Origin of the sequence: Streptomyces sp. WAC04114, assembly GCF_019733245.1 — a bacterium.
GTDB classification, from domain to species: Bacteria; Actinomycetota; Actinomycetes; order Streptomycetales; family Streptomycetaceae; genus Streptomyces; species Streptomyces massasporeus_A.
Genome location: NZ_JAIGQA010000002.1, coordinates 88,337 through 108,349, shown reverse-complemented (window position 1 = coordinate 108,349; position 20,013 = coordinate 88,337). Strand labels below are relative to the sequence as shown.

Sequence of the window (20,013 nt, the reverse complement as noted above, 5' to 3'; positions counted from 1 at the left end):
AGTGGTGCTCAGGCCTTGGCGCGGCGGATGTCGATGTTGCCGTGCTTGGTGCGGGCGCGGACCCTGACGGTGTCCTCGGTCTTCTCCGGGGCCTCGGACGTGGTGAGTGTGTTGCGCACCTGCCCGGAGACCGAGCTGACGTCGAGCCAGGCGGCCGTGCCCTCGCGGACGCCGATGTCGATGGCGCCGTAATTGGTCTCCAACTGGACGGTCCCGCGGGCCACTTCGCCCACACGCAGGGTGCCGTGGGCGGTGGTGGCGGTGACCGCGTCCTCGGCGCGCCGGATCTCGATGTCACCGTTGGCGCCGCTGACCCGCAGCTCGCCGGTCGCGACGTCGACGGTCGTGGTGCCGTGCGAGTTCTTCAGGACGGCGGGGCCGTCGACGAGGCCGATGCGCAGACTGCCGGAACTCGTGGTGATCTCGGCCGCGCCGTCGACCCGGTCCACGGTGATCGAGCCGTGGGAGGCGGTCAGCTTCAGCGGGCCGGTCGCGTCGAACCGGACGTCACCGGAGGAGGTCTTCACGCGGACCTCGCCGAGCCGTCCCTCACCGAGCACCTGGGTCCAAGCGCCGGTCGTGTCGACGTGGGAGCCGGCGGGCAGTTCGACCGTCACATCGACGGTGCCGGTGCGACCGAACAGGCCGGACTTGGGCGTCCTGACGGTCAGTGCGCCGCCCGCGTACGCGACCTCGGTCTGATCGGCCGCCCGTACATCCAGGTCCTTCTTCGGGTCCCGGGGGCGTACCTCGACGACGGTGTCGACGCGGTCGCCCGCGGTGAACTGGATGGACCCGGCCTCCACGTGGGCCGTGGCGGTGATGGGTTCAGGAGTGTCGAAAGAAGGCATGGCTGTCCCGTCCTCTTGGGTCATCGAACGTCCCCGCTGGTGGGACGTGGTGTCGTGAGGTGCTGTGGATGAGGTGCTGTGGATGAGGTGCTGCGGGCCGCCGGTCGCGGTCAGCGAACCCAACCCGTGAAGCTCTGTCCGAGGCTCTGGGTCTTCTCCGTCGTACGCGGCCGGGTGCCGCCGTCGACCGCGGCCGACACGGCGCGCACCAGCCACGCGTTGACCGAGAGACCCTCGCGGGACGCGGCCTCCTCGGCGCGGGCCTTGAGGTGGGCCGGCAGGCGCAGATTGACGCGCGCGGTGCCGCCCTCGTCGCCCTCGCCCGGGGCCTTGATCGGTTCGAGGGGTGTGGTCGGTTCGGCGGGAGCGCCGGCCGGGGCGGGTGGCGGTGTCACCACGAAGTCGGGGTCGAGCCCGCGCAGGCGTACGTCGACCGAACCGGGGGCGAGCTCACGGGTGATCTCGTCCATCGCGGCGGAGAGCACGTTGAGCATGGTCAGGCGCGTCGCCGACTCCAGGGGGGCGGTGAGCCTCTCGGCCAGCTCTCGCGCTTCGTGGCCACCGGCTTCGGCGGCCACCGCGAGTTCGCGGCGAAGGGTCTCGACGTACGGGGTGAGGTCCATGGCGTCATCATGGCACCACTATGGCGCCATGGCAAGGTTCTATGGCGCACCTGTGGGTCGTAACCCCGCGGGGGCCCCTCTCACCTGCGTAAACGTGGTGGTGGCGTCCTGGGGTGCTGTGGTGTCACTGCCTGGGCGGCGTCCCCATGGGCCCGAGATGGCGCCAGGTGGTGCCACGTGGTGCCACATGGGGTGGGCAGACACACAGAACGGCCCCGCCCGGTGTTGCTCACCCGGCGGGGCCGCATGTTGGAACGGACACGGCGCACGGCGTGCCCGCGACGTCGTTCACCTGCTCGCGGCAGCGGTCACCGTCGCGGGATCCACCCCGGTCAGTTCGACGATGCGGTGCGGTGCCACACCGGCGGCCAGTGCTCGACCGATCAGGCCGTCCCGCCCGTCCGCACTGTCACGGTAGGCGAGCAGTTCCTCCTCGACTTGGGCCAGCGGCTCCGGCACCAGGTGGTGGCGGAGGCGGACCAACTCCTCCTCGCTCAGCGGAACGGGCAGGCGTTCCGCCCCCTCGGGCACGGCCGCCCTCTCCTCCGGCGGGAGCAGGCGCAGGTGCGGTGAGGTCGGGGTGCTTCCCTGGGCGTGGAGCCATGCGCGTACGGCGGGAGTCTCCATGCAGGCGAGTTCACCGACGGCGGTCGGCACCACGCCGAGCTGCGCGGACGCGTCGTCGAGCAGGAACAAATAGGCTTCGTCGGTCATCCTCGGCTCCTTCGCAACAGGGTGCTGGTCGACATCCATTACCCCGCCGCGCCCGGATTAGCGCCGGACTCCTGCCACTCGATCGGGGGAAGCGGCATGGCGCCGGGTCTCGGAGATGTGCGTGTCGACGTACGACGCGAGGGCGAGCGCGTCCTTGGGCTCGTCGTCCCGGAAGAAAACACGGCGCAGCAGGACGACCCCGTCGGGGGCGATGCCTTCGCGGGCGAGCACGAGGTCAGCGCGAGGAAGGCGCAACGGGCGTTGCCGCAGTCGAAGGGGTGGAAGAAGCAGACGTCGAGGTAGACGCGTGCGGCACGAGCGGTCAGGGGAAGGGGTCGCGCCGCGTCGTAGGTGCCCTCGGCCAGGCAGGCATCGAGGCGGGCTCGGATGCCGCGGGCGATGCCGCAGCGTTCCCGGCCGCCCTTCGCGAACGCCGGCCGGCTGCGCAGGGACGGTGGCTGTGACGTGCCCAGGACGTGCCGCTGCCAGTGCTGCAGCAGGTCGAAGTCGAGCCGGGCGTCGCGCCCGGCGTCCCCGCAACAGTCCCAGGGCGGTGAGCGGACCGTCGGCCCGGGCCAGGTCCAGGGCGCCGTCGAAGCCGCGAATGTCCTCGGCCGCGCCGTCCTGACGGTCGGCTCACGTATCACCGCGCAAGCCTGCATGTCCGCCCTGTGCCCGATCATGCGAATTGCCACCGAGCCGGGCAGCGCGCCGCTCAGAATCCGGCGCCGACCGTCTCGCAGCCGGGCGTCCCGGCCTCCGGGGCCACGTCCCAGGGGCGGGGGCCGGTGCCGTCCGTCCACGCCTCCAGGCTTTCCCCGTCCACGCACAGGATCCCGCACTGCTCGGCGTACTCCAGCGCGGGCGCCGTGAAGTCAGAGGTGCTGACCAGTACGGCGACATCGGCTTCGTGCACGGTGAAGCACGTGCCGCCGAAACGCTGGAGATCCTGGGACCCGACCCGGTGGGACTCGTCGTAGCGCTTGCACTGGACGACGATCCGGCGCCCGTCGGGTGTCACCGCCAGGACATCGGCGCCCAGGTCACCGGCGCCGCCCACGACCTCGACGCCGGAGCAGCCGTCGCGTTCGCAGAGTGCGGCGATCGCCTCCTCGAACTCCTCCGGCGTCAGGGCGGCGTAGTCGACGACGGCCACTTCGTCCTCGGCTGCCGTCGGCGGACGGGACACCGCCGGAGCCTCCAGGTGCCTGGCCGCTTCCCTGGCCGCCTCGTCGAGCGCGACCGCGGCCCGACGTGCCACTCCCGCCACGCGCCACCGGCGCCGCAGGCCCAGACAGCCTGCGACACCTATCAAGGCCAGCACGAACACCCAGGCCGGACGCCGCTCGACAGCGCCCGCCGCCACGCGGGCGGCGAGGCCCAGGAGGCTCACGAGCACCGCGAGGAACACGAAGAACAGGGCCGTCGACCGAAGGTCGAACCGGTAGCGGCGGCTCTTCGCAAACGCCGAACGAGGCGCAGGCACTGTCACGACATCCCCCCTCTTGGGACAACAGCAAGATCACTCCCACCTTCTGCCCAAGATCAAAGCGTTCACGGCTCCGGAGGCCCCTTGCCACCCAGGCAACGCGGCAGGTCACGGTTGCGCACATGGCAGATCTGGCGAGGCGGGTCCACGCAGCCCACAGCCGGCTGAGCCCCGCTTCAGGGACGAGGCGGGGCCCGACCTCAGCACCGGCAGGCTGTGTCATGCGCGGCCGGAGACACGGAGGCCGGTCAGCAACGGCCGCGGTCACTAACGCTACGACGTGGAGCGAATCTGCAGGTCATCGGCCCTGAACCGATTCCTGGGCGTCTATTGACTCTGCTGACCTACTGGGGAGTAACGCCTCCCGGCCTCCCCCACGAGCCGCCGATCACCCGAGGTACGCGTTGAAGAAGTACGTGTTTTCCGCCGTCGTGAGCACGCACTCGGCGCTGTCGACGTGGCTCAACGCCGCCGTCGACCCGACCTGCATGGCCGAGCGCGCCGCCAACAGCGTCGAGGTGCGCCGACCCGCTACGCGAGGTGCCTCGACGGGCGGCAGGACGTCGCCAACCGCCGCATCGAGGACCTGCTCCGCGAGTACGACTGAGTTCCGGATCTCGAACCTGCGCGCACGGCTTTTGCCGGCATGTGCGACGGGCCACCGACATCGCCCGGAGACGTGGACGGTGGCCGCCGTCACCGTTCCCTGATGCGCCACCACCACCAACGTCCCGCCGTCCACTCGCTCGCCCATCCCGGATCCGGGAGCGTGCGGCGCTCGAACTCCGCGTCGATGCGGGCCATCAGACGACCGAGATCCGCGCGGGCTCCTCGGGGCAGATGCCGCAGGACCTCGTCCAGGTCGTCCCGGCCGTCTTCGATCTCGATGCCGGGACTCTCGTAAGGGCCGCTCAGACAGCGCCCCGGCTGTCTGAAGGCATGCTCGAAGCGGCTGAGGGCGACAGCGACGCCGTCGGGCCACAGGTGCTCGGCCTCAACACGCCGTACCGCTGCCCGAGTTCGAGCCGACACGTGCGGAATCCGGCGAACCGGCAGGTGCTTGGGCGGCCGCCACCGCTCGGCGCGGACGGCCTTCGGACGCCTACGCGGCATTGCCCTTTCGGATCAGAATCATGTCGGCATTCTGACACGCCCGGCGTCCCGGGGCGGCGGATCGACTGCCGTACAGCGACTGCGACTTCGGGCACGGTCGCTGTCGGGGAGGGCAAGGCCTTGTGCCGTCAGTCGATCAGTACGCCCGGGTTGAGGATGCGATGCGGGTCCAGGGCGTCTTTGGCGGCGCGCAGCGCCAGCGCGAAAGGCTCGGGGCGCTGGAGGTCGTAGCCGGGGCGGTGGTCCCGGCCGACGGCGTGGTGGTGGGTGATCGTGGCGCGGTGGCGGTGCAGCACGTCGCTCGCGACAGCCTTGATGTCGTCCCAGATGGCGACTTCTTCGCCGGGGCGGCCGGCGACGGCCACGGTGAAGTAGGGCGCGGCACCGTCGGGATAGACGTGCGTCAGACGGCAGTTGACGGTGGCCGGGTGCCCGGTGGCCTTCAGGGCGGCGGAGCCGACCTCGGTGCGGACGGCGTCGATCAGGGCCGGGATCCTGTCCCAGGTGGCAGCGGTCTCGAAGGTGTCGACGACGGCCCCCATGCGGGCCAGGCCGTCGCGCAGATACGGCATGCGCAGGAAGGCCGAACGCCAGGCGCTCACCGCCGCGTCGGCCGGTGCGTCTCGCTCTGCCGGGGCGACGCCCCCGTTCGCCGTCGGCGGTCCGCCCCGGCCGCCATGAGCCCGCGCCAGCTCCAGGGCGCTCGCGAGGCGGTCGTCGACGCGTCCGGTGGCGGACTCGAACCCCAGCACCAGGACCGAGGAGCCGTCCTGTGCGGCGCCGGACAGCAGAGCCTCGCCGGGATCGAGCAGGCGGCAGTTGGCGGGGGAGAGGTCGGACTGGGCGATGACCCGCACCGCCTCCAGCGCATGGGAGAAGTCGGCGAACGCCACCGACACCGACGCCTTGTGGCGCGGGCGTTCCTGTAGGCGCATCCACGCCTCGGTGATGATCCCGAGCGCACCCTCGGAGCCGAGGAACAGGCGGTCCGGTGACGGCCCGGCACCGGACGCGGGCAGCCGGAGGGACGTGTTCGAACCGGCGGGCGTGATCACCCGCAGGGACTGCACGAAGTCGTCGATGTGGGTGCGGCCGGTGGCGTAATGGCCACCGGCTCGGGTGGCCAGCCAGCCGCCGAGCGTGGAGAACTCGAAGCTCTGCGGGAAGTGGCGCAGGGTGAGACCGTGGGGCCGCACCTGCTCCTCCAGCACGGGGCCGAGTGCCCCGGCCTGGATGCGGGCCGAGCGACTGACGGTGTCGATCTCCAGGACCCGGTCCATCGACGTGAGGTCCAGCGACAGCACGGCACGGTGGCTGTCACCGCGGTACTCCACGCCGCCGACCACCGAGGAGCCGCCACCGAAGGGAATGACGGCCACGCCCTGTCCGCCGGCCCAGTCCAGCAGGTCGGCCACCTCCCGGTCGTCGGTCGGTCGGGCGACCAGGTCGGGGATCCGGCCCGGCCTGCCGCGCAGGGCCCGGATGATGTCGCGGTAGGCCTTGCCCATGGCGTGGGCGGCGCGCGCCTCGGGGTCGGTGCTGACGAGGTGCGCCAGCGAGGAGGGGGGCGTCACCCCGGGTCGGGCGATCGCCAGGTCGGCGACCCGGGGGATCGGCAACGGGCGGGACAGGGTGCCCGGCAACAGAGCGCCCATCGCGATGCATTCGGCGTCGTCCGGGTGGGAGTCGGCGTAGCCCCAGCCCCACCACGAGCGAGTGCGGGAGGTGCCGTGACCGGGGGGTGAGGCGGGCATGCGTGTGCTCCCTGCAAGGCCGGTGAATTTACCCTACGGAAAATTACCGTAGGGTAATATGAAGCCCATGACAACACCCTCCTCCAAGGCGGGCACCAAGGGAGTCCCCAGGGCCATCCGTGAACAACAGGTCCTGGCGGCGGCCACCGAGGAGTTCGGCCGCCACGGCTACGAGGCCACCACCGTCGCCGCCGTCGCCGCCCGGGTCGGCGTCACCAAGCCCCTGCTGCACCACTACTTCGGCGGCAAGCAGGACCTCTACCTCGCCTGCCTGAACCCCGTGGGCGAGCGCCTCCTGCACGCCATCCGCACCGCCATGGCCGAACCCGCCCCCGCGGCCCGACCCACCGCCCTGCGCGTGCTGCACGCCCTGTTCACCGCGCTCGACGGGCAGCGCGAGGCGTGGTTCGTCCTCTACGACGCCACGCTGCCGCCCGACAGCGACGCCGCCCGCCGCGCGGCGCACTACCGCCACGCCATCGACGACCTCGCAGCGACCGGCAGCGCCGACTTCCTGCGGACGGCCGGATCCGGCGACCCGCTGGACGCGGACGCCCTCACCTACGCGTGGCGCGGCCTGTGCACCGCACTGGTGCGCTGGTGGGTCAACCACCCCGACCAGTCACCCGAAGCCATGACGCAACGCTGCGCGCGGCTCTTCGCGGCCGGCCGTACCCTCCTCGCCACCGACGACGAGATCGCCTGACGCGTTCGGATCGACGATGCCCGAGTCCGATGCCCGATGCCTGTGCTACTCGTGCCGGATGCTCCGTTCCGTCAGGCGGTGCGGCGGATCAGGAGTACGTGGTCGGTGACCTCGGCGGTGCGCCCGTCCGGGCCGGTCGCGATCCGGCGGGGTGCGTCGGCCCGCTCGACCGTCCATGTCCCCGGGTCCAGACCGATGCCGGCGGCGACCTCCCGCGGGCTCGGGTACCGAAGGCCGGGATCCTGGTTCCACGACCAGGGCGCGGTCGATCCATGGTCGACGACCAGCAACCGTCCGTCGAGCCGCAGCGCTTGAGCGGCCGTTCTCAGGACGGCCGAACGGTCCAGGCCGAAGGGGGTGTGCAGGTAGTGGGCGCAGATCAGGTCGAATGCGCCGGGTGGGAAGGACTCCTGCAGATCGTGCCGCGCCGCGAGGACGCGGCCGCCCAGGGCGTGAGCGCGGGCGAGGGCGGTGAGCCGCTCGACGGCCACGGCCGAGATGTCGACCGCGGTGACACGCCACCCCAGCCCGGCGAGCCACAGCGCGTCGCCGCCCTCACCGCATCCGAGGTCCAGCGCCTCACCGGGCGGCAGGCCGAGGCCCGTCACCGTCTCGGTGAGGCGAGCGTTGGGGCGGGGGCCGACGGCTGCGGGGCGGCCCGCGTAGACGTCGTCCCAGAACGTGACCGCATCGGCGGTGCTCATCAGGCCTCCCTGTGTCGGTGTGCCCTCAGTCTTGCCACGACCCGTGTGGCTCGGCACGCAATGTTGCGGTTACGGCAAAAGGCCTCCGCGGCCGAAGAGCCGCTGCGCCCCCGGCCGACGGGCATCCCGTCGGCCGGGGGCGTGGGCGCGAGATGCCCGGCGCGGAGCGTCAGTTGGCGAAGGGGACGGCGTCGGCGGGGTCGGCGTGCCAGTTCGTGGCGACGGGGTGGTCGACCAGGGCGGTCTCGGGAAGGGGCAAGGTGACGGCGTTGGTCTCGTCGCCCGCGACGGACAGGTGGAGGAAGTCGAACTCCTTGCCGAAGTCGTTGTTCGTGGTCTTGGGGTTGATGCCGGCGTAGGCGGCGGTGGATCCGGACAGGGTGACCCTGTCGCTGACCGCGTGCTCGGCGGGCGCCACCTCGGTGTCGGCGGAGGAGCCGAAGGACGCGGAGGGGAAGACGCCCTCCAGGTAGCAGGTGATGCCGGACTTGGCCTTGGCCGTGACGAGGTAGTAGCCGCCCGCCTGCGTCTTCAGGCTGACCTTGAAGCTCAGGTCCTTGGTTGCGCAGGCCCGCACGGTGGCACTTCGGCTGTCGGCCGTGGCGGTGGCCGTGCCGGCCGCGGTGGCGGTGACGGCCACTGCCGCGACTGCGGCGATGGCGAGGCGGGCGGAGGGGGCGGCAAGGCGCGAACGCATCGAGATCTCCATGGTGTGAAGTGGGCTGTCCAGCGAGCTGCTTGGACGGCCTCAGCCTCTTCCGCGGTCTGTCCCACCCGCCACATCAGGCGGTCACTTCGGGACGCCGGAACACTGAAACGGGCGCTGACCAGCACAGACACGGACTGCCTGGAACGGCATGCCGGGACGGGAACGTGAACCGGGTCAAGTCTCGGCACCGTCCGTCAGCTCAGGGCGCGATGCCCACCGAGGGCAGCCGGCTCCGCTTCTTCTCCTGGTGGGCCCAGAGGGCCGGCCAGTTCAGACCACCGGGGCGCGGGTTCACGCGGGTGGCATACGGAGCAGGCGTGAAGGCCGGCTCGTAGAAGCAGCCCGTGCCGTACGAGGCGTCGAACGCGGGGCAGGAGGCCGCGATCGAGGCCGGGGTGGGCTTCCTGCCACCGCGGACCCATGCGTCCAGTGCCGCGATGGAGTTGGCGTACTCGGACGTGCTCAGTCCGCTGTGCTCGTGCGTGTGGTCACCGACCAGCGGCCAGCACTGCCGCGAGGCCTTCCCGCAGATCCCTGACGTAATGCTCGGGAACCTCAAGTGACGGGAAATGTCCCCCGGATTCGGGCGACCCCCATCGGACGATCCGCCGGTACCGCTCCTGTGCCCAAACGCGTGGACACTTCTCGATGTCGCGGGGATACATGGTGATCGCCGACGGGACGTCGACCCGGAGTCCGGGATCGAGGGAGTTGTGGCTTTCGTAGTAGATGCGGGCCGCCGATGCGCCGGTCCGCGTCAGCCAGTACAGGGTGACGTCGTCGAGAACACGGTCCCTGGAAATCGTCTCGAACGGGCTGTCCTCGGTGTCCGACCACTCGGCGAACTTGTCGAGGAGCCAGGCGAGAAGGCCGACTGGGGAGTCGACGAGCGAGTAGCCGATGGTCTGCGGCCGGGTCGCCTGCTGTTTCGCGTACGCGGCGCGGTGGCGCCAGAAGTCGCGGGTCTCCGCGGCCCATGTGCGTTCGACGGCCGTCAGCCCTTCCGTCGTCAGTCCGGGCGGCACTTCCGCGAACGTGGTGTGGATGCCGAGAACGTGCGCCGGGAACCTGCCGCCGAGAACCGTCGTGATATTGCCTCCCCAGTCGCCGCCGTGGGCCGCGAACGTGTCGTAGCCGAGCCTTCCCATGAGTTCCACCCACGCGGCCGCGATCTTTTCCGTTCCCCACCCGGTGGTGTCGGGCTTGTCGCTGTAACCGAAGCCCGGCAGCGACGGAATCACGACGTGGAACGCCGGCGCGTCTGCGTCTTTCGGATCCGTCAGTTCGTCCACTACGTCGACGAATTCGGCAATGCTGCCCGGCCAGCCGTGCGTCAGGATCAGAGGAGTGGCATCCGTGCGCGCGGATCGGCGGTGCAGGAAGTGGATTCCCAGACCATCGATGGTCGTGCGGAACTGGCCGATGCTGTTGAGGCGTTCCTCGAACGCCCGCCAGTCGTACGCGGTGCGCCAGTAGTTCACGACATCGACGAGGTCGGCGAGCGGAACGCCCTGTTCCCATCGGTGACGACCGGACGCGGCGCGACGGACCGTCTCGGGCTCCGGTAGTCGCACTGCGGTCAGACGCGCGCGCAGATCGTCGAGGTCGGCTTCGGATGCGTGGGTTTCGAATGCGTGCACGTCGCCGGGCATGGGGCCTCCTGGTCGTCGTGGAACCGGCACGGACCTGCTGAGAACCGGCTAAGGCGGTTCTAGCACGCCTCGATGTCGGCCGGCAACCGGCTAAGGTGGTTCCATGCATGATCGGTTCCCTGATTTCCGTCTCGGCAAGGTGCTGGCGACTAGCTTCACGGCGACCTTGACCGAGCGTCGTGGAGAGGCCGTGGAGCGCATTCCGGTGCCCCGGCGACTCGTCGACTGGCTGACGGTGAGCGGCCTCGCCGTGGACTCCTGCACCATCGCCCAGCTCGAACTCGCCCGGGAACTCAGGGAATCGATTCACGCTGCCTTGACGGCGGCCGCGAGCCAGGAAGATCTCCCTGCATCTGCTGTACAGGTCATCAACGATCGCAGCGCTCAGGGCCGGGCCGCGGCCATCCTGACGCCCGAGGGCACTCGGCAATGGCGACTCAGCTCGGCCTCCTGTGTGGAGGATGCCCTGGGTGTCATCGCCGCCGACGCGATCAGTATCATCGCAGGCGAACGCGACGGAAAACTGGCCTTGTGCGCATCGCCGACCTGCCGAGCGGCCTTTTTCGACACGAGCCAAAGCCGTACCCGCAAATGGTGTGAAATGAACACGTGCGGGAATCGCCAGAAGAAGGCGCGCTTCAACGCCGGAAAGCGCGCCTGACGGCTGCTGCGAACCCTTGAACGGATGAGGTTCGCTCGGATCATCGTCCCGGGACACGATCCTGTTGACTCACCGCGGTGACCCACCGGCTCAGACCACGTCGCCGTAGAGGGACGCGAGTGCGGCGGCGCGGTCGCGCAGGGCGGTGCGCAACGTCCCCGGGGCCAAGACCTCCGCATCCGTGCCGAGTTGCCACAGCGCCCATTCGGCGTGCCGCAGATCCTGGTACGTCACCTCCAGCCGCAGCCGGCCGTCCGGGTCGGGTGTCACGGCGCGGACGGCCACGGCGCTGCTCAGCAACTCCTCCCGCCGCCGCGGGGCCACCCGCACGAGCACGGCCATGTGGTCGCCGGACAAGAACTGCGCGCAGCGTTCCCGCCAGACCCGGTCCAGATCGACCTGGTCCGGTCGCCGTGCCGGTTCGGAAAGCTCCTCGGCGGCCAGTACCCGCGACAACCGGTACGTGCGGTCCGCCCCGGACCTCGTGGCCAGCAAGTAGCTCCGGTCGCGCACGGTCACCAGGCCGATCGGGTCCACCGTGCGCCACTGTGGCGCCTGGCCCGTCGCCGCGTAGTGGATGCGCAGTTGGTGTCCGGCGAGCACCGCATGCCGGATCTCGGTCATCGTCGTGCCGCCCACTTCCTCCGGGACCGGCCGACGTGAGAGCAGGTCGGTCTCCGGCTCGACGAGGAAACGCCGGGCCGCGTCGCTCGCGGTGGCGCGATGGCTTTCGGGCAGCGCGTCGGTCACCTTGCGCATCGCCGAGGTGAGCGCCGCGCCAAGGCCGAACACCCGCTCGCCGCGCCCCGATCCGGCGGTCAGCAGGGCGACGGTCTCGTCGTGGTTGAGTCCGGTGAGCTCGGTCCGGAAGCCGGGCAGCAGCGCGAAGCCGCCGTTACGCCCGCGTTCGGCGTAGACCGGGACTCCGGCTGCGGACAGCGCCTCGATGTCGCGCAGCACGGTACGGGTGGACACCTCCAGCTCGCGGGCGAGCGTGTCCGCGGTGAGCCGACCGCGCTGACGCAGCAGCAGCACCAGCGAGACCAGCCGATCGGCGCGCATGCGAGGACCCTATCGAATACATGACCAAGGGTGTCGTGATTCGTTGGCAGGCTCTTGAGCACCGACGACGAAGGCGCCTGCCGCGCCGGTGGACGTCCAACTCCCATGAGACGAACGGAGCTGATGTGGCAGTGGAACGCACGGCGATCAACCCGGTGACATGGTCGCTGGAAATGGGCTTCAACCAGGGCGAGATGGTCACCGGGCACACCCGGACCCTGTACTGCTCCGGGCAGACCGCGATGAGCGGTGACGGCAAGCCCCGGCACGAGGGGGACATGGCCGCACAGCTGGCACTCAGCCTCGACAACCTGGAGGCCGTGCTCGCCGAGGCGGGCATGTCCCTCGCGCACCTCGTCCGGCTCAACGTCTACACCACCGACGTCGATCTGCTGTTCCCCCACTACGGCGTGCTGGCGTCGCGCCTGGGCGCCGCCGGGGTCGCGCCGGCCACCACGATGCTCGGGGTGACACGGTTGGCCGTCCTCGGCCAGCTGGTCGAACTCGAAGGGACCGCCGTCGCGTGACGCGACCTCGCCGCCCCTCCTGTTCGTGCCGGTCCGGCCGGCACGAACAGCGTGCGGCTGGGTGACCGGCGATCGCCCTGGCGCTCGGCCGTACCCGGCAGATGCCCCTGCCCGCCGTCCGTGACGCCGCCGACCGGGTGTGGACCATGCGTGTTCCGCGCCGCCCCTGGCCCCTGCGATGGCCGGCGACCGGACAGAACAACGCGACGACAGCCCAGCAGAGCGTCAGTCAGTGCCCGGGTCACGACCACCGGAACCCGAGTATCAGCATCAATGTCAGTGGTGGCTGTAACGCTGGACGGATGAACGGCGACGAGCAACTGCTGCGCGGCCGGGTCTACGGCCACGACCACGACGACCCCGACCCGGGACCCCGCTCCGGGAAGACCTACGCCCACCTCGTCGGAGGGCCGCTGGACGGGTTGCTGCTGGACGTCACGGGCTGGACGCCGGACGAGATCGGCACGGGTGCCGCACTGCCCACCGAACTCGGGCAGTTCCCCGGCGGCCGCGCGCTGTACGATCCCGGCCCCGGCGAGCCCCGTGCACTCGGCCCCGGAGTGACGTGCCGCTTCCACTACCGAGGGGACAGCCCCTGAGGGGTGAGGACGCGGGACCGTCCGGATGCCCGACACGTCGATCACTCGAATCGTGCCCGGCCGTGTGTCAGCTCGTGGGCAGCGTGCGCTCCAGGAGAGGGAGCAGACGGTCCCAGTGGCGCCGCAGCGCGGAGGGGTCGAAGGCGTCGGTGTCGGACATGGTGAAGCCGTGGACGGTGCCGGGGTAGATCTCGGAGGTGTAGGTGACACCTGCGGCATCCAGCGCCCGGTTGAGTTCGGCGAGGGCTTCGGGCGTCAGGTCGGACTCGGCATGGCCGAGGTGGACCTCGGCGGTGAGCTTGGACAGCAGCCGGCGCAGGCCTTCAGGGCCGTCGGCGCTCACGGGGCCGTGGAATCCGGCGACGGCGGCGACTTCGCGGGGGTGGGCCGCGGCGGTGGTCATCGCCAGAAGGCCGCCGATGCAGTAGCCGGTCACCGCGACCGGCCCGGCGCCGACCTCGGGCTGGGCGGTGAGGAACCGGAGGTAGGCGTCGGCGTCGCTCAGGACGCGTTCGGTGGTGTGCGCCTCGATCAAGGGCATCAGCCGGGCGAAGATCGCGGGCCGGACCTCTTCTCCGATGTGCTCCGGAAGGTCGATCACCGGTGCCGGGCCGTGCCGGTAGAAGACGTTGGGGACGAGCACGTAGTACCCGTGCTCCGAGAGTTCGCGGGCCATCTCCCGCAGCACGGGCCGGATGCCGAAGCCGTCCGCGTACATCAGCACCCCGGGGTGCCGTTCGCCCCGGTCGGGGAAGGCGGAGAAGGCGTCGGCCCTGCCGTCCGTGGTGGGGATCTGCAGTGTCTTGATGGGCAAGTTCTGCCTTCCTGTCGGCCACTCGATCAGCGTTAGTCGCACTAACGATGCAAAGGTTCGAGTGAACGTACATCGTTAGTGGCACTAACACAACGGTAGATTTGATGCCATGACCAGAGCCGAGGCCGCCGACCTGACCGACGCGGACGCCCTCAAGACGCCCGACAGGCTGCGGCGGCGGGCGAGCCGGCTGTTGTCCCAACTGACCGTGCGATCGGACCGGCTCATCACCGAAGGGCTGGCCCGGGCCGACGCCCGCAAGTGGCACTACGCCGTGCTCGCCTCACTGCGGGAGTTCGGCCCGGCCAGCCAGGCGGAGTTGAGCAGGCGCTCCGGCATCTACCGCAGCGACATGGTCGGTGTGCTCAACGAACTGGCCGAGCGCGACCTGGTCGAGCGGACGCCGGACCCCACCGACCGGCGCCGCAACGTCATCACGATCTCCCCCCGAGGCCGCCGCCACCTGGACCGCCTTGACGTGCTCCTGGACGACCTCCACGACACGCTCCTCGCCCCTCTCACTCCGGCCGAACGCGACCAGTTCGTCCAGTTGCTCACGCGCTTGCTGGACCACCACGCCGGGAGCTCGTGAGCGGCAGAGCGGTCTCGGGCGTGCTCGACGGAGACATCAGTCGAAGAGGGCGACGAGTCCGTTCACCCAGATCGCGACGAAGGCCAGGACCGCCACCAGGCACCCTGCCCCTGCCAGGAAATCGGTGAGCGGGTTTCCCCCGCTGTCCTCCTGCCGGTCGGACGGTTTCGTGTCCCAGTCGACGGGGCGCCCCAGGGCTTCGGAGCAGGCTGCTCGTACCGCTGCCAGTTGCTCTCTGGCGAAGGCGGTCCGGGCATGCGACTCAGGGCCCTGCCAGGCGAGGGCCCGCATGCGTTGCGGAGCTGTCCGGTACCTCGCCTCGAAGGCGGCGGTCTCCGCCTCGTCCCGGTCCTGCTCGAGATACATCCAACGGCCCGCCTCGGCAGGCTCCGCGTACAGGCGGTAGACCTCGGCCAAGCGACGGCGCAACGGCAGGTCGTTCGGGTACGACGACACCAGCCCGCGCAGACGCTGGCGCGCGACGGGAACCCGGCCGGCGGCCAGGTCCGCCTTGACTCGGGCAAGGGTGTCTCGCAACGGCATGAGCACATGATCGGATACCGCAGTGACCGCCGTCGACTTCGTTTCGGCCGGTGCCAACCCGCGGAAGGCCCATGTCGGAAGCGTGCTGACCCCCGGGCCACACCACCTTGATCACGAAGCATCCCGCCTGTGATCATGAAGCGTGTTGATCGCAGACGAGGGCCGGGCAGACAGTGAGCAGGAGTCGGACGGGTGGCCGGACACAGCGGGGGACACCGCGCTCACCATCAAGATCCGTGAGGCCGATCCGCTGGTGCGGGCCGGATTTCCCGCCCATGTGACCGTCCTCTATCCCTTCCTGCACCAGGACCGCATGAACGACCTCGTCGAGCGTGAACTGTCCCGCCTCTTCGCCCGGCATCCCTCCTTCGCCCTGACCTTCGCCGAGTTCGGCCGGTACCCCGGAGTCCTGTACCTCGACCCTCAGCCACACGGCCCCGTCAAGGCGCTCACCGCGGACCTCACTCGGCGCTGGCCGCAGCTCGTGCCGTATCGAGGGATCTTCGGTGCTGGACTCGACCCGCACCTGACGCTCGCGAATCACGAGGGCCCCACGACTCAGGACGTGGCCTACGACGCGTTGCAGGCCGAACTCGCGCCGCTGCTGCCGCTGCGGTGTCACGTCGATACGGTCGAACTCATCGTCTGGGACGGGGAACGCTGGCAGACTCGGGCCGAGTACCCACTCGGGCCATCGGATTGACGCCTACGCCTGGCTCGGCCCGTGCTGGGAGGTTTCGAGCAGGGACGTGATCGTGGAGTGCCGGCGTTGATCGGCTGTCGCGGGGTCCTCCGTGGGGATGACGTGCACGGGGCCGTAGCGGGCGGGGTAGCCGGCGAACACGAAGAAGCGGTCGACCACGTGTGAGTTGAGGCTCCAGGGGGTGTTCCTCGACAGCCATGTCTCATGGAGCTGATCGAGGTAGGCGCGGTCGGCCTGGCGCAGGCCGAACACCGTTCTGCTCGTCCATTCGCGCCATCCGCGAAGCCCCGAGGCGGTCCTGATGACGCTGTCGGTCTGGGCGATGACGTCCTGGGCCGCGGAGATGTCGCCCGCCTGGCAGATCAGCTTGGCGGCGAGGGCTGTGCGCATCGTGAGCGTCTCGCCGTACCGGTCGGCCTCGGAGAGGACGGCATCACATTCGGCCGGTGTACTGCGGCCCATGAGGGTTCTGCGCCACAGGACGGTCGCGTCGTTGTCCAGCGCCAGGACTCCAGACGCCGCGACAGCTCCGTCTTGCCGATGCCTCCGACGCCGTAGAAGGAGAGGACGTTGCGGCGAGCGGGATGCCCCAGGGCCGTGGAGCCGGCGCGGATGCGCTCGCCGTGCACACGGAGTGCCGTGGCGAAGGCCGTGTACTCGTCGACACGGTTGGTGAACAACTCGGTCGCCGAGTACCGGGGTTCGAAGATCCGGTCAAAGTCGCTCACAGGCCCCCCGACCCCCTGGCCGGACACCCCGGCCCTTCCATGGCAGCCCCTGACTATGACCCACCCGGCAGCAGGTCAGGAAGATTTCCACCAAGTCCGGCCGACGGGTGGTGCCCGGTCGTCCGCCTCCGGCCACAGGAGCGCGACACCGAGGCTGATAAGGAGCGCGTTCCGGGGTACCTGCGTCGGCATGGCTTCGGAAACCGATCACGTTGAATCCGTACGCGCTCTGCGGCAGCTGCGCCGGATGCGCACTTTCTACGCCGGGGGTGCCGTCCTGTGGGCGACTTCGGCCGTATCGGCGGGATGGGACGACCCCGGGGGCCGGCCGATGTGGGTGTCGGTGGCGTTCCTGGTGGTCTTCGCCGCTCTGCTGGGCCTGACGGCGCTGTGGCTGAGGCGTCGGCAGGCCGACCGTACGGAGGAGCCCGTGCACCATGCCGCTCCCCGGCGGACGGCCTGGCGTCGGCACGCCAACGCCTGAGGGCGGGAGACCGGGCCGCGGCCGTCCTCGGCCTACTCCTCCGCGATCGGCCGGACGTCCTCCGGCCGATCGCGGCGTGGTTCGTGCCGGAAGTCGTGCGGCCGATCGCGGCGCAGTTCCTCGTACCGCTGCGCGTAGGCATCGACAGCCTGGTGAACCGTGCAGCCCAGGGTTTCGCGGATCGTCGCGATCGCGGCGATGCTCCGGTGCGCCAGGATGTCGCGGTCCACACTCGCGGGCAGTCCGTCCATGGCGTGAGGCTACCGGGCAGGTCTGATCGGGTTCAGCCGAGTCGTCGTCCTGTGCTCCACCGACTGCGCCGATCGACGATGGTTCGATCCGTGTCGTCACCCAGGCCCCGGTCGATGGAGGGCCGGCCGGTAGATGAGCTCCTGGATGTGACCGTCGAGGGTGCGATGCTCGACCAGTTCCAGATCGAAGTCGGCCGCGTCCCGGAAGACCGGGTCCAACCCCGTCCGGCCGGTGATGACGGGGAAGAGCGTCACCTGCAGGCGATCGACCAGGCCGGCGGCCATCAGCGCCCGGTTCAACGACAGGCTGCCGTGCGAGCGCAACGGCACGTCCGATTCCGCCTTGAGCCGGGCGACGACATCGACGGCGTCACCGCTGATCACGGTAGCGTCCGGCCAGTCGAGGGGGCCTTCCAGCGTCGTCGACACCACTGTCGTGGGCAGGTTCCTCATCCGCGTCACCCAGGGGTCCCGCACGTCGGATTCCTCGGTGCTCGAGGCCAGCATCTCCGTGAAGGCCCGGAACGTGTTGGCCCCGTAGACCATCCGCTGCTCTCCGCCGTAGAGGGCGAGGCGGCGGTCGAGCAGCTCGGGCCCCTGCTTGCCCCAGTAGCCGGTCCAGTTGCCGCCGGCGGCACCGTAGCCGTCGAGGCTGGAGAAGACGTCGAACGTGTAGGTGGCGGTCATGTCGTGCTCCTCACGTGAGGTCGATCGGTGTGAGCGGGCAGTGGCGAGACCGGCGCTCTTCTCCGGCGGCGGTCTGCGGTGACCCTCGTACCGGTAGACCCGGCGCGCTGGTGAAAATCATCGCTGCGCCCACCTCGCGTCGCGCCCGATCGCCGGCACGGCCGCGGTCGGGCGGTGCACCCGCGCATCCCGCCCTCGCGCGAAATGGTTCGCGGTGTCCTCCCGATCCGGGCATGATTCCCCCGTGCATGGCGGCAGGGGGCAGCGTGAGCAGGGGCGATACGCCCTGACGGACTCGGGGAACGGCCACGTCTGGGGCGTCTGCGCGGAGGTGGAGGGACTCTTCAGGGAGCCCCGGCGGGCGACCTATGAACTCCTCGGCTGGGTGCCGGACGATGCCGAGGTGCGCGGCTGGGTCGGGCACCGGGTGTGGCTGGTGCCGGACGACAGGACGCTGGACGCCTGGCTGCTGGAGGACGCGGAGAGCCTCCCGGGGCGGCGTCCGGGGGATGCTCTCGTCCTCACGGGTATGGACGACTATCTGGGTCCGCCCGAGGGACACAGGGGTCTGGTCCGTCTGCATGACCGGTACCGGTGGCTGGGCTCCTGCCGGGAGTTCGCACGCGTCCTGCCCGACGAGCGAGCCGCTCCCTCTCTCGTCCTACGGGGCCTCTCGCCGAGCGGCCGGCTGCGGCAGGCACTGGCGACGGGCACCCGGCGCGCGCTGAACCTGGACGAGGCCTGGCTGCGGATACGCGACGACAGCGGCGAGCCGCTCACCGACCGGCTGCTGCGGCCGACGATCAGGGCCTGGCGCCCGTCCGCGCACGGGCCGGACCTGATCGACCTGGAACTCGACGAAGAGCTCGACGCGCCCGTCCCGGGCCATGCCCGTCCCATCTGGGACCGCTGGCTCGCCGGGCCGCCGCAGACCCCCGGCCTCTGGGCCGGCCTGGACACCCGGCAGCGCGAGGCGTGGCTCGATCTCGTCCGCGAGCGGGGCTGCCGGTTGCCGTACGCGGCCCTGCCGGCCGGACGCGTATACGAGCTGGACGGCCGGCACATCACCGACGAGCCGAGCCTCTTCCTGGCCCTCGGCGAGGCCGTCAACGGGCCGGGCGGCTACTTCGGCGGCTGCGTGGACGCCCTCGCGGACTGTCTGCGCGGCACGTTCGGGTACACCGCCCCCGCGACCCTGCTCTGGCGGGACATCGAGGCCGCGCGCGAGCACCTGTCCCACGTCCTGACGCCCGAGGGCGAACCGTACGACCTGGTCGCGCTCGTGCTCGAAGTCCTGGCCGAGGGCCACATGCGGGTCACCTTCACGTGACGGTCGCTCCGGGCGAGGCGCGGACCCTCTCGGCATCAACACGCTGATCGAAAACCCGAGTTGAGCGCCAGGACCGGTTGTTATGGTGGCGCGATGCCATCGGTCAAGCAGATCCAAGTCACCTTCGACTGCGCGGAACCCGAGCGAGTCGCTCGCTTCTGGTGCGAGGTGCTCGGGTACGTCGTACCGCCGCCGCCGGAGGGTTTCACCACGTGGGACGACTTCAATCGCTCACTGCCGCCCGAGGAGCGGGGGGCATGGTTCGTGGCCCTTGATCCCACGGGCGTGGGCCCGCGCCTGTATTTCCAGCGCGTCCCGGAAGGCAAGGTCGCCAAGAACCGGGTGCACCTCGACGTACGGGTCGGCACCGGTCTCGTGGGCGAGGAGCGCCTGGCCACGCTCGAGGCCGAGTGCGCCCGACTGGTCGCACTCGGCGCGGTACGCGAGCGACTGCTGGAGGCCGACGAGGACAACGAGTCGTGCATCGTGATGCAGGACATCGAGGGCAACGAGTTCTGTCTCGACTGAAACCGCGAGGTAGCGCCGGGCGGTGGGAAGGCATGGGGCCAGAGCCAGGAGAAGAGTCGCGACGGTGGAAAGACGCCGGTCGAACCGCACGGGCTGCTCCTCACCGACCCCACGGCAGCTCCGGGCCGCCCGGGGTTCACCGGAAACGCGACAACGTATGCGGCGCAGCCGCCCGTTGCCCGGTCGGCC

Annotated in this window: 25 protein-coding genes and 2 pseudogenes; 10 read left to right on the top strand and 17 right to left on the bottom strand. The window is 70.4% G+C overall.

From position 1 onward, the window contains the following. Positions 1-8: 8 nt before the first annotated feature. From K4G64_RS01405 to K4G64_RS01385, 5 genes are all read right to left on the bottom strand, one after another. Positions 9-851 carry a DUF4097 family beta strand repeat-containing protein gene (locus K4G64_RS01405; RefSeq protein WP_221754174.1) on the bottom strand — a complete coding sequence of 281 codons (843 nt, stop codon included), beginning with the start codon at positions 849-851 and terminating at the stop codon, positions 9-11. Between the two features lie 110 nt (positions 852-961). After that, on the bottom strand, positions 962-1,474 hold the full coding sequence (locus tag K4G64_RS01400; protein WP_221754173.1) for a toxin-antitoxin system HicB family antitoxin: 513 nt from the start codon (positions 1,472-1,474) through the stop codon (positions 962-964). A 288-nt stretch (positions 1,475-1,762) separates the two neighbouring features. Then, a complete protein-coding gene (locus K4G64_RS01395) occupies positions 1,763-2,188 on the bottom strand; it encodes a DUF6003 family protein (protein ID WP_221754172.1) in 426 nt (141 codons plus the stop codon). Between the two features lie 57 nt (positions 2,189-2,245). Next, positions 2,246-2,419: a hypothetical protein gene (locus K4G64_RS39730; RefSeq protein WP_260459829.1), complete on the bottom strand. Its 174-nt coding sequence runs from the start codon at positions 2,417-2,419 to the stop codon at positions 2,246-2,248. A gap of 484 nt (positions 2,420-2,903) precedes the next feature. Then, positions 2,904-3,680, bottom strand: a complete 777-nt coding sequence (locus K4G64_RS01385) for a restriction endonuclease (protein ID WP_308122182.1) — start codon at positions 3,678-3,680, stop codon at positions 2,904-2,906. Positions 3,681-4,117: 437 nt separating this feature from the next. Here K4G64_RS01385 and K4G64_RS39725 point away from each other — a divergent pair. Further along, a pseudogene (locus K4G64_RS39725) lies at positions 4,118-4,284 on the top strand (site-specific integrase); the annotation flags it as partial. 89 nt (positions 4,285-4,373) lie between these two features. Here the strand turns inward: K4G64_RS39725 and K4G64_RS01375 are convergent. Both K4G64_RS01375 and K4G64_RS01370 read right to left on the bottom strand, forming a co-directional pair. After that, the gene (locus tag K4G64_RS01375) at positions 4,374-4,709 is read right to left on the bottom strand and encodes a hypothetical protein (RefSeq protein ID WP_308122180.1); all 336 of its coding nucleotides are present in this window, start codon (positions 4,707-4,709) and stop codon (positions 4,374-4,376) included. Positions 4,710-4,918: 209 nt separating this feature from the next. Continuing rightward, positions 4,919-6,544: an FAD-binding oxidoreductase gene (locus K4G64_RS01370; protein WP_221754170.1), complete on the bottom strand. Its 1,626-nt coding sequence runs from the start codon at positions 6,542-6,544 to the stop codon at positions 4,919-4,921. A 67-nt stretch (positions 6,545-6,611) separates the two neighbouring features. Between K4G64_RS01370 and K4G64_RS01365 the strand changes: the two genes are divergently transcribed. After that, positions 6,612-7,250 carry a TetR/AcrR family transcriptional regulator gene (locus K4G64_RS01365; RefSeq protein ID WP_221754169.1) on the top strand — a complete coding sequence of 213 codons (639 nt, stop codon included), beginning with the start codon at positions 6,612-6,614 and terminating at the stop codon, positions 7,248-7,250. Between the two features lie 71 nt (positions 7,251-7,321). Here K4G64_RS01365 and K4G64_RS01360 read toward each other — a convergent pair whose 3' ends face one another. The 4 genes and pseudogenes from K4G64_RS01360 to K4G64_RS01345 form a co-directional block, all read right to left on the bottom strand. After that, a complete protein-coding gene (locus tag K4G64_RS01360) occupies positions 7,322-7,954 on the bottom strand; it encodes a bifunctional 2-polyprenyl-6-hydroxyphenol methylase/3-demethylubiquinol 3-O-methyltransferase UbiG (protein WP_221754168.1) in 633 nt (210 codons plus the stop codon). A 169-nt stretch (positions 7,955-8,123) separates the two neighbouring features. Continuing rightward, complete coding sequence (locus K4G64_RS01355; protein ID WP_221754167.1) at positions 8,124-8,651, bottom strand: DUF4232 domain-containing protein; 528 nt, start codon at positions 8,649-8,651, stop codon at positions 8,124-8,126. A 211-nt stretch (positions 8,652-8,862) separates the two neighbouring features. Further along, positions 8,863-9,141: pseudogene (locus tag K4G64_RS01350) on the bottom strand (hypothetical protein); the annotation flags it as partial. A gap of 10 nt (positions 9,142-9,151) precedes the next feature. Beyond that, positions 9,152-10,315, bottom strand: a complete 1,164-nt coding sequence (locus tag K4G64_RS01345; RefSeq protein WP_221754166.1) for an epoxide hydrolase family protein — start codon at positions 10,313-10,315, stop codon at positions 9,152-9,154. A 103-nt stretch (positions 10,316-10,418) separates the two neighbouring features. On the opposite strand from K4G64_RS01345, the gene K4G64_RS01340 reads away from it, so the two are divergent. Then, complete coding sequence (locus K4G64_RS01340; protein WP_221754165.1) at positions 10,419-10,976, top strand: ABATE domain-containing protein; 558 nt, start codon at positions 10,419-10,421, stop codon at positions 10,974-10,976. A 90-nt stretch (positions 10,977-11,066) separates the two neighbouring features. On the opposite strand, the gene K4G64_RS01335 is transcribed toward K4G64_RS01340, so the two are convergent. After that, positions 11,067-12,038 (bottom strand): YafY family protein, encoded by a 972-nt coding sequence (locus tag K4G64_RS01335; RefSeq protein ID WP_221754164.1) that lies wholly within the window; start codon positions 12,036-12,038, stop codon positions 11,067-11,069. Between the two features lie 131 nt (positions 12,039-12,169). Here K4G64_RS01335 and K4G64_RS01330 point away from each other — a divergent pair, with 131 nt between their 5' ends. Continuing rightward, positions 12,170-12,565, top strand: coding sequence for a RidA family protein (locus tag K4G64_RS01330; protein ID WP_221754234.1), 396 nt, complete (start codon positions 12,170-12,172; stop codon positions 12,563-12,565). 302 nt (positions 12,566-12,867) lie between these two features. Next, positions 12,868-13,164: a hypothetical protein gene (locus K4G64_RS01325; RefSeq protein ID WP_221754163.1), complete on the top strand. Its 297-nt coding sequence runs from the start codon at positions 12,868-12,870 to the stop codon at positions 13,162-13,164. A 67-nt stretch (positions 13,165-13,231) separates the two neighbouring features. On the opposite strand, the gene K4G64_RS01320 is transcribed toward K4G64_RS01325, so the two are convergent. Continuing rightward, a complete protein-coding gene (locus K4G64_RS01320) occupies positions 13,232-13,978 on the bottom strand; it encodes a dienelactone hydrolase family protein (protein ID WP_221754162.1) in 747 nt (248 codons plus the stop codon). Positions 13,979-14,087: 109 nt separating this feature from the next. Between K4G64_RS01320 and K4G64_RS01315 the strand changes: the two genes are divergently transcribed. Then, positions 14,088-14,570, top strand: a complete 483-nt coding sequence (locus K4G64_RS01315; RefSeq protein ID WP_221754161.1) for a MarR family winged helix-turn-helix transcriptional regulator — start codon at positions 14,088-14,090, stop codon at positions 14,568-14,570. 36 nt (positions 14,571-14,606) lie between these two features. Here the strand turns inward: K4G64_RS01315 and K4G64_RS01310 are convergent, their stop codons facing one another. Continuing rightward, entirely contained in the window at positions 14,607-15,113 is a 507-nt protein-coding gene (locus tag K4G64_RS01310; RefSeq protein WP_221754160.1) for a DUF6584 family protein, read from the bottom strand. Between the two features lie 142 nt (positions 15,114-15,255). Between K4G64_RS01310 and K4G64_RS01305 the strand changes: the two genes are divergently transcribed. Continuing rightward, complete coding sequence (locus K4G64_RS01305; protein WP_221754159.1) at positions 15,256-15,816, top strand: 2'-5' RNA ligase family protein; 561 nt, start codon at positions 15,256-15,258, stop codon at positions 15,814-15,816. Positions 15,817-15,819: 3 nt separating this feature from the next. On the opposite strand, the gene K4G64_RS01300 is transcribed toward K4G64_RS01305, so the two are convergent. Continuing rightward, positions 15,820-16,278, bottom strand: coding sequence for a hypothetical protein (locus K4G64_RS01300; RefSeq protein WP_221754158.1), 459 nt, complete (start codon positions 16,276-16,278; stop codon positions 15,820-15,822). A gap of 456 nt (positions 16,279-16,734) precedes the next feature. Here K4G64_RS01300 and K4G64_RS01295 point away from each other — a divergent pair, with 456 nt between their 5' ends. Further along, the gene (locus tag K4G64_RS01295) at positions 16,735-17,028 is read left to right on the top strand and encodes a hypothetical protein (protein ID WP_221754157.1); all 294 of its coding nucleotides are present in this window, start codon (positions 16,735-16,737) and stop codon (positions 17,026-17,028) included. 32 nt (positions 17,029-17,060) lie between these two features. Here K4G64_RS01295 and K4G64_RS01290 read toward each other — a convergent pair whose 3' ends face one another. Further along, positions 17,061-17,279, bottom strand: a complete 219-nt coding sequence (locus K4G64_RS01290) for a hypothetical protein (protein ID WP_221754156.1) — start codon at positions 17,277-17,279, stop codon at positions 17,061-17,063. 96 nt (positions 17,280-17,375) lie between these two features. Continuing rightward, positions 17,376-17,966 carry a dihydrofolate reductase family protein gene (locus K4G64_RS01285; protein ID WP_221754155.1) on the bottom strand — a complete coding sequence of 197 codons (591 nt, stop codon included), beginning with the start codon at positions 17,964-17,966 and terminating at the stop codon, positions 17,376-17,378. Positions 17,967-18,210: 244 nt separating this feature from the next. Between K4G64_RS01285 and K4G64_RS01280 the strand changes: the two genes are divergently transcribed. Together K4G64_RS01280 and K4G64_RS01275 are read left to right on the top strand one after the other, a co-directional pair. Continuing rightward, a complete protein-coding gene (locus K4G64_RS01280; RefSeq protein ID WP_221754154.1) occupies positions 18,211-19,296 on the top strand; it encodes a barstar family protein in 1,086 nt (361 codons plus the stop codon). 93 nt (positions 19,297-19,389) lie between these two features. Continuing rightward, the gene (locus K4G64_RS01275) at positions 19,390-19,824 is read left to right on the top strand and encodes a VOC family protein (RefSeq protein WP_031106064.1); all 435 of its coding nucleotides are present in this window, start codon (positions 19,390-19,392) and stop codon (positions 19,822-19,824) included. The last annotated feature ends 189 nt before the right edge of the window (positions 19,825-20,013 follow it).

Coding starts and splice junctions, on each gene's coding strand:
- K4G64_RS01360 (WP_221754168.1), bottom strand. CDS start 7,954: ATGAGCACCGCCGATGCGGTCACGTTCTGGGACGACGTCTACGCGGGC.
- K4G64_RS01335 (WP_221754164.1), bottom strand. CDS start 12,038: ATGCGCGCCGATCGGCTGGTCTCGCTGGTGCTGCTGCTGCGTCAGCGC.
- K4G64_RS01340 (WP_221754165.1), top strand. CDS start 10,419: ATGCATGATCGGTTCCCTGATTTCCGTCTCGGCAAGGTGCTGGCGACT.
- K4G64_RS01370 (WP_221754170.1), bottom strand. CDS start 6,544: ATGCCCGCCTCACCCCCCGGTCACGGCACCTCCCGCACTCGCTCGTGG.
- K4G64_RS01290 (WP_221754156.1), bottom strand. CDS start 17,279: ATGGACGGACTGCCCGCGAGTGTGGACCGCGACATCCTGGCGCACCGG.
- K4G64_RS01365 (WP_221754169.1), top strand. CDS start 6,612: ATGACAACACCCTCCTCCAAGGCGGGCACCAAGGGAGTCCCCAGGGCC.
- K4G64_RS01400 (WP_221754173.1), bottom strand. CDS start 1,474: ATGGACCTCACCCCGTACGTCGAGACCCTTCGCCGCGAACTCGCGGTG.
- K4G64_RS01315 (WP_221754161.1), top strand. CDS start 14,088: ATGACCAGAGCCGAGGCCGCCGACCTGACCGACGCGGACGCCCTCAAG.
- K4G64_RS01285 (WP_221754155.1), bottom strand. CDS start 17,966: ATGACCGCCACCTACACGTTCGACGTCTTCTCCAGCCTCGACGGCTAC.
- K4G64_RS01295 (WP_221754157.1), top strand. CDS start 16,735: ATGGCTTCGGAAACCGATCACGTTGAATCCGTACGCGCTCTGCGGCAG.
- K4G64_RS01325 (WP_221754163.1), top strand. CDS start 12,868: ATGAACGGCGACGAGCAACTGCTGCGCGGCCGGGTCTACGGCCACGAC.
- K4G64_RS01275 (WP_031106064.1), top strand. CDS start 19,390: ATGCCATCGGTCAAGCAGATCCAAGTCACCTTCGACTGCGCGGAACCC.
- K4G64_RS01310 (WP_221754160.1), bottom strand. CDS start 15,113: ATGCCGTTGCGAGACACCCTTGCCCGAGTCAAGGCGGACCTGGCCGCC.
- K4G64_RS01395 (WP_221754172.1), bottom strand. CDS start 2,188: ATGACCGACGAAGCCTATTTGTTCCTGCTCGACGACGCGTCCGCGCAG.
- K4G64_RS01300 (WP_221754158.1), bottom strand. CDS start 16,278: ATGGGCCGCAGTACACCGGCCGAATGTGATGCCGTCCTCTCCGAGGCC.
- K4G64_RS01355 (WP_221754167.1), bottom strand. CDS start 8,651: ATGCGTTCGCGCCTTGCCGCCCCCTCCGCCCGCCTCGCCATCGCCGCA.
- K4G64_RS01405 (WP_221754174.1), bottom strand. CDS start 851: ATGCCTTCTTTCGACACTCCTGAACCCATCACCGCCACGGCCCACGTG.
- K4G64_RS01345 (WP_221754166.1), bottom strand. CDS start 10,315: ATGCCCGGCGACGTGCACGCATTCGAAACCCACGCATCCGAAGCCGAC.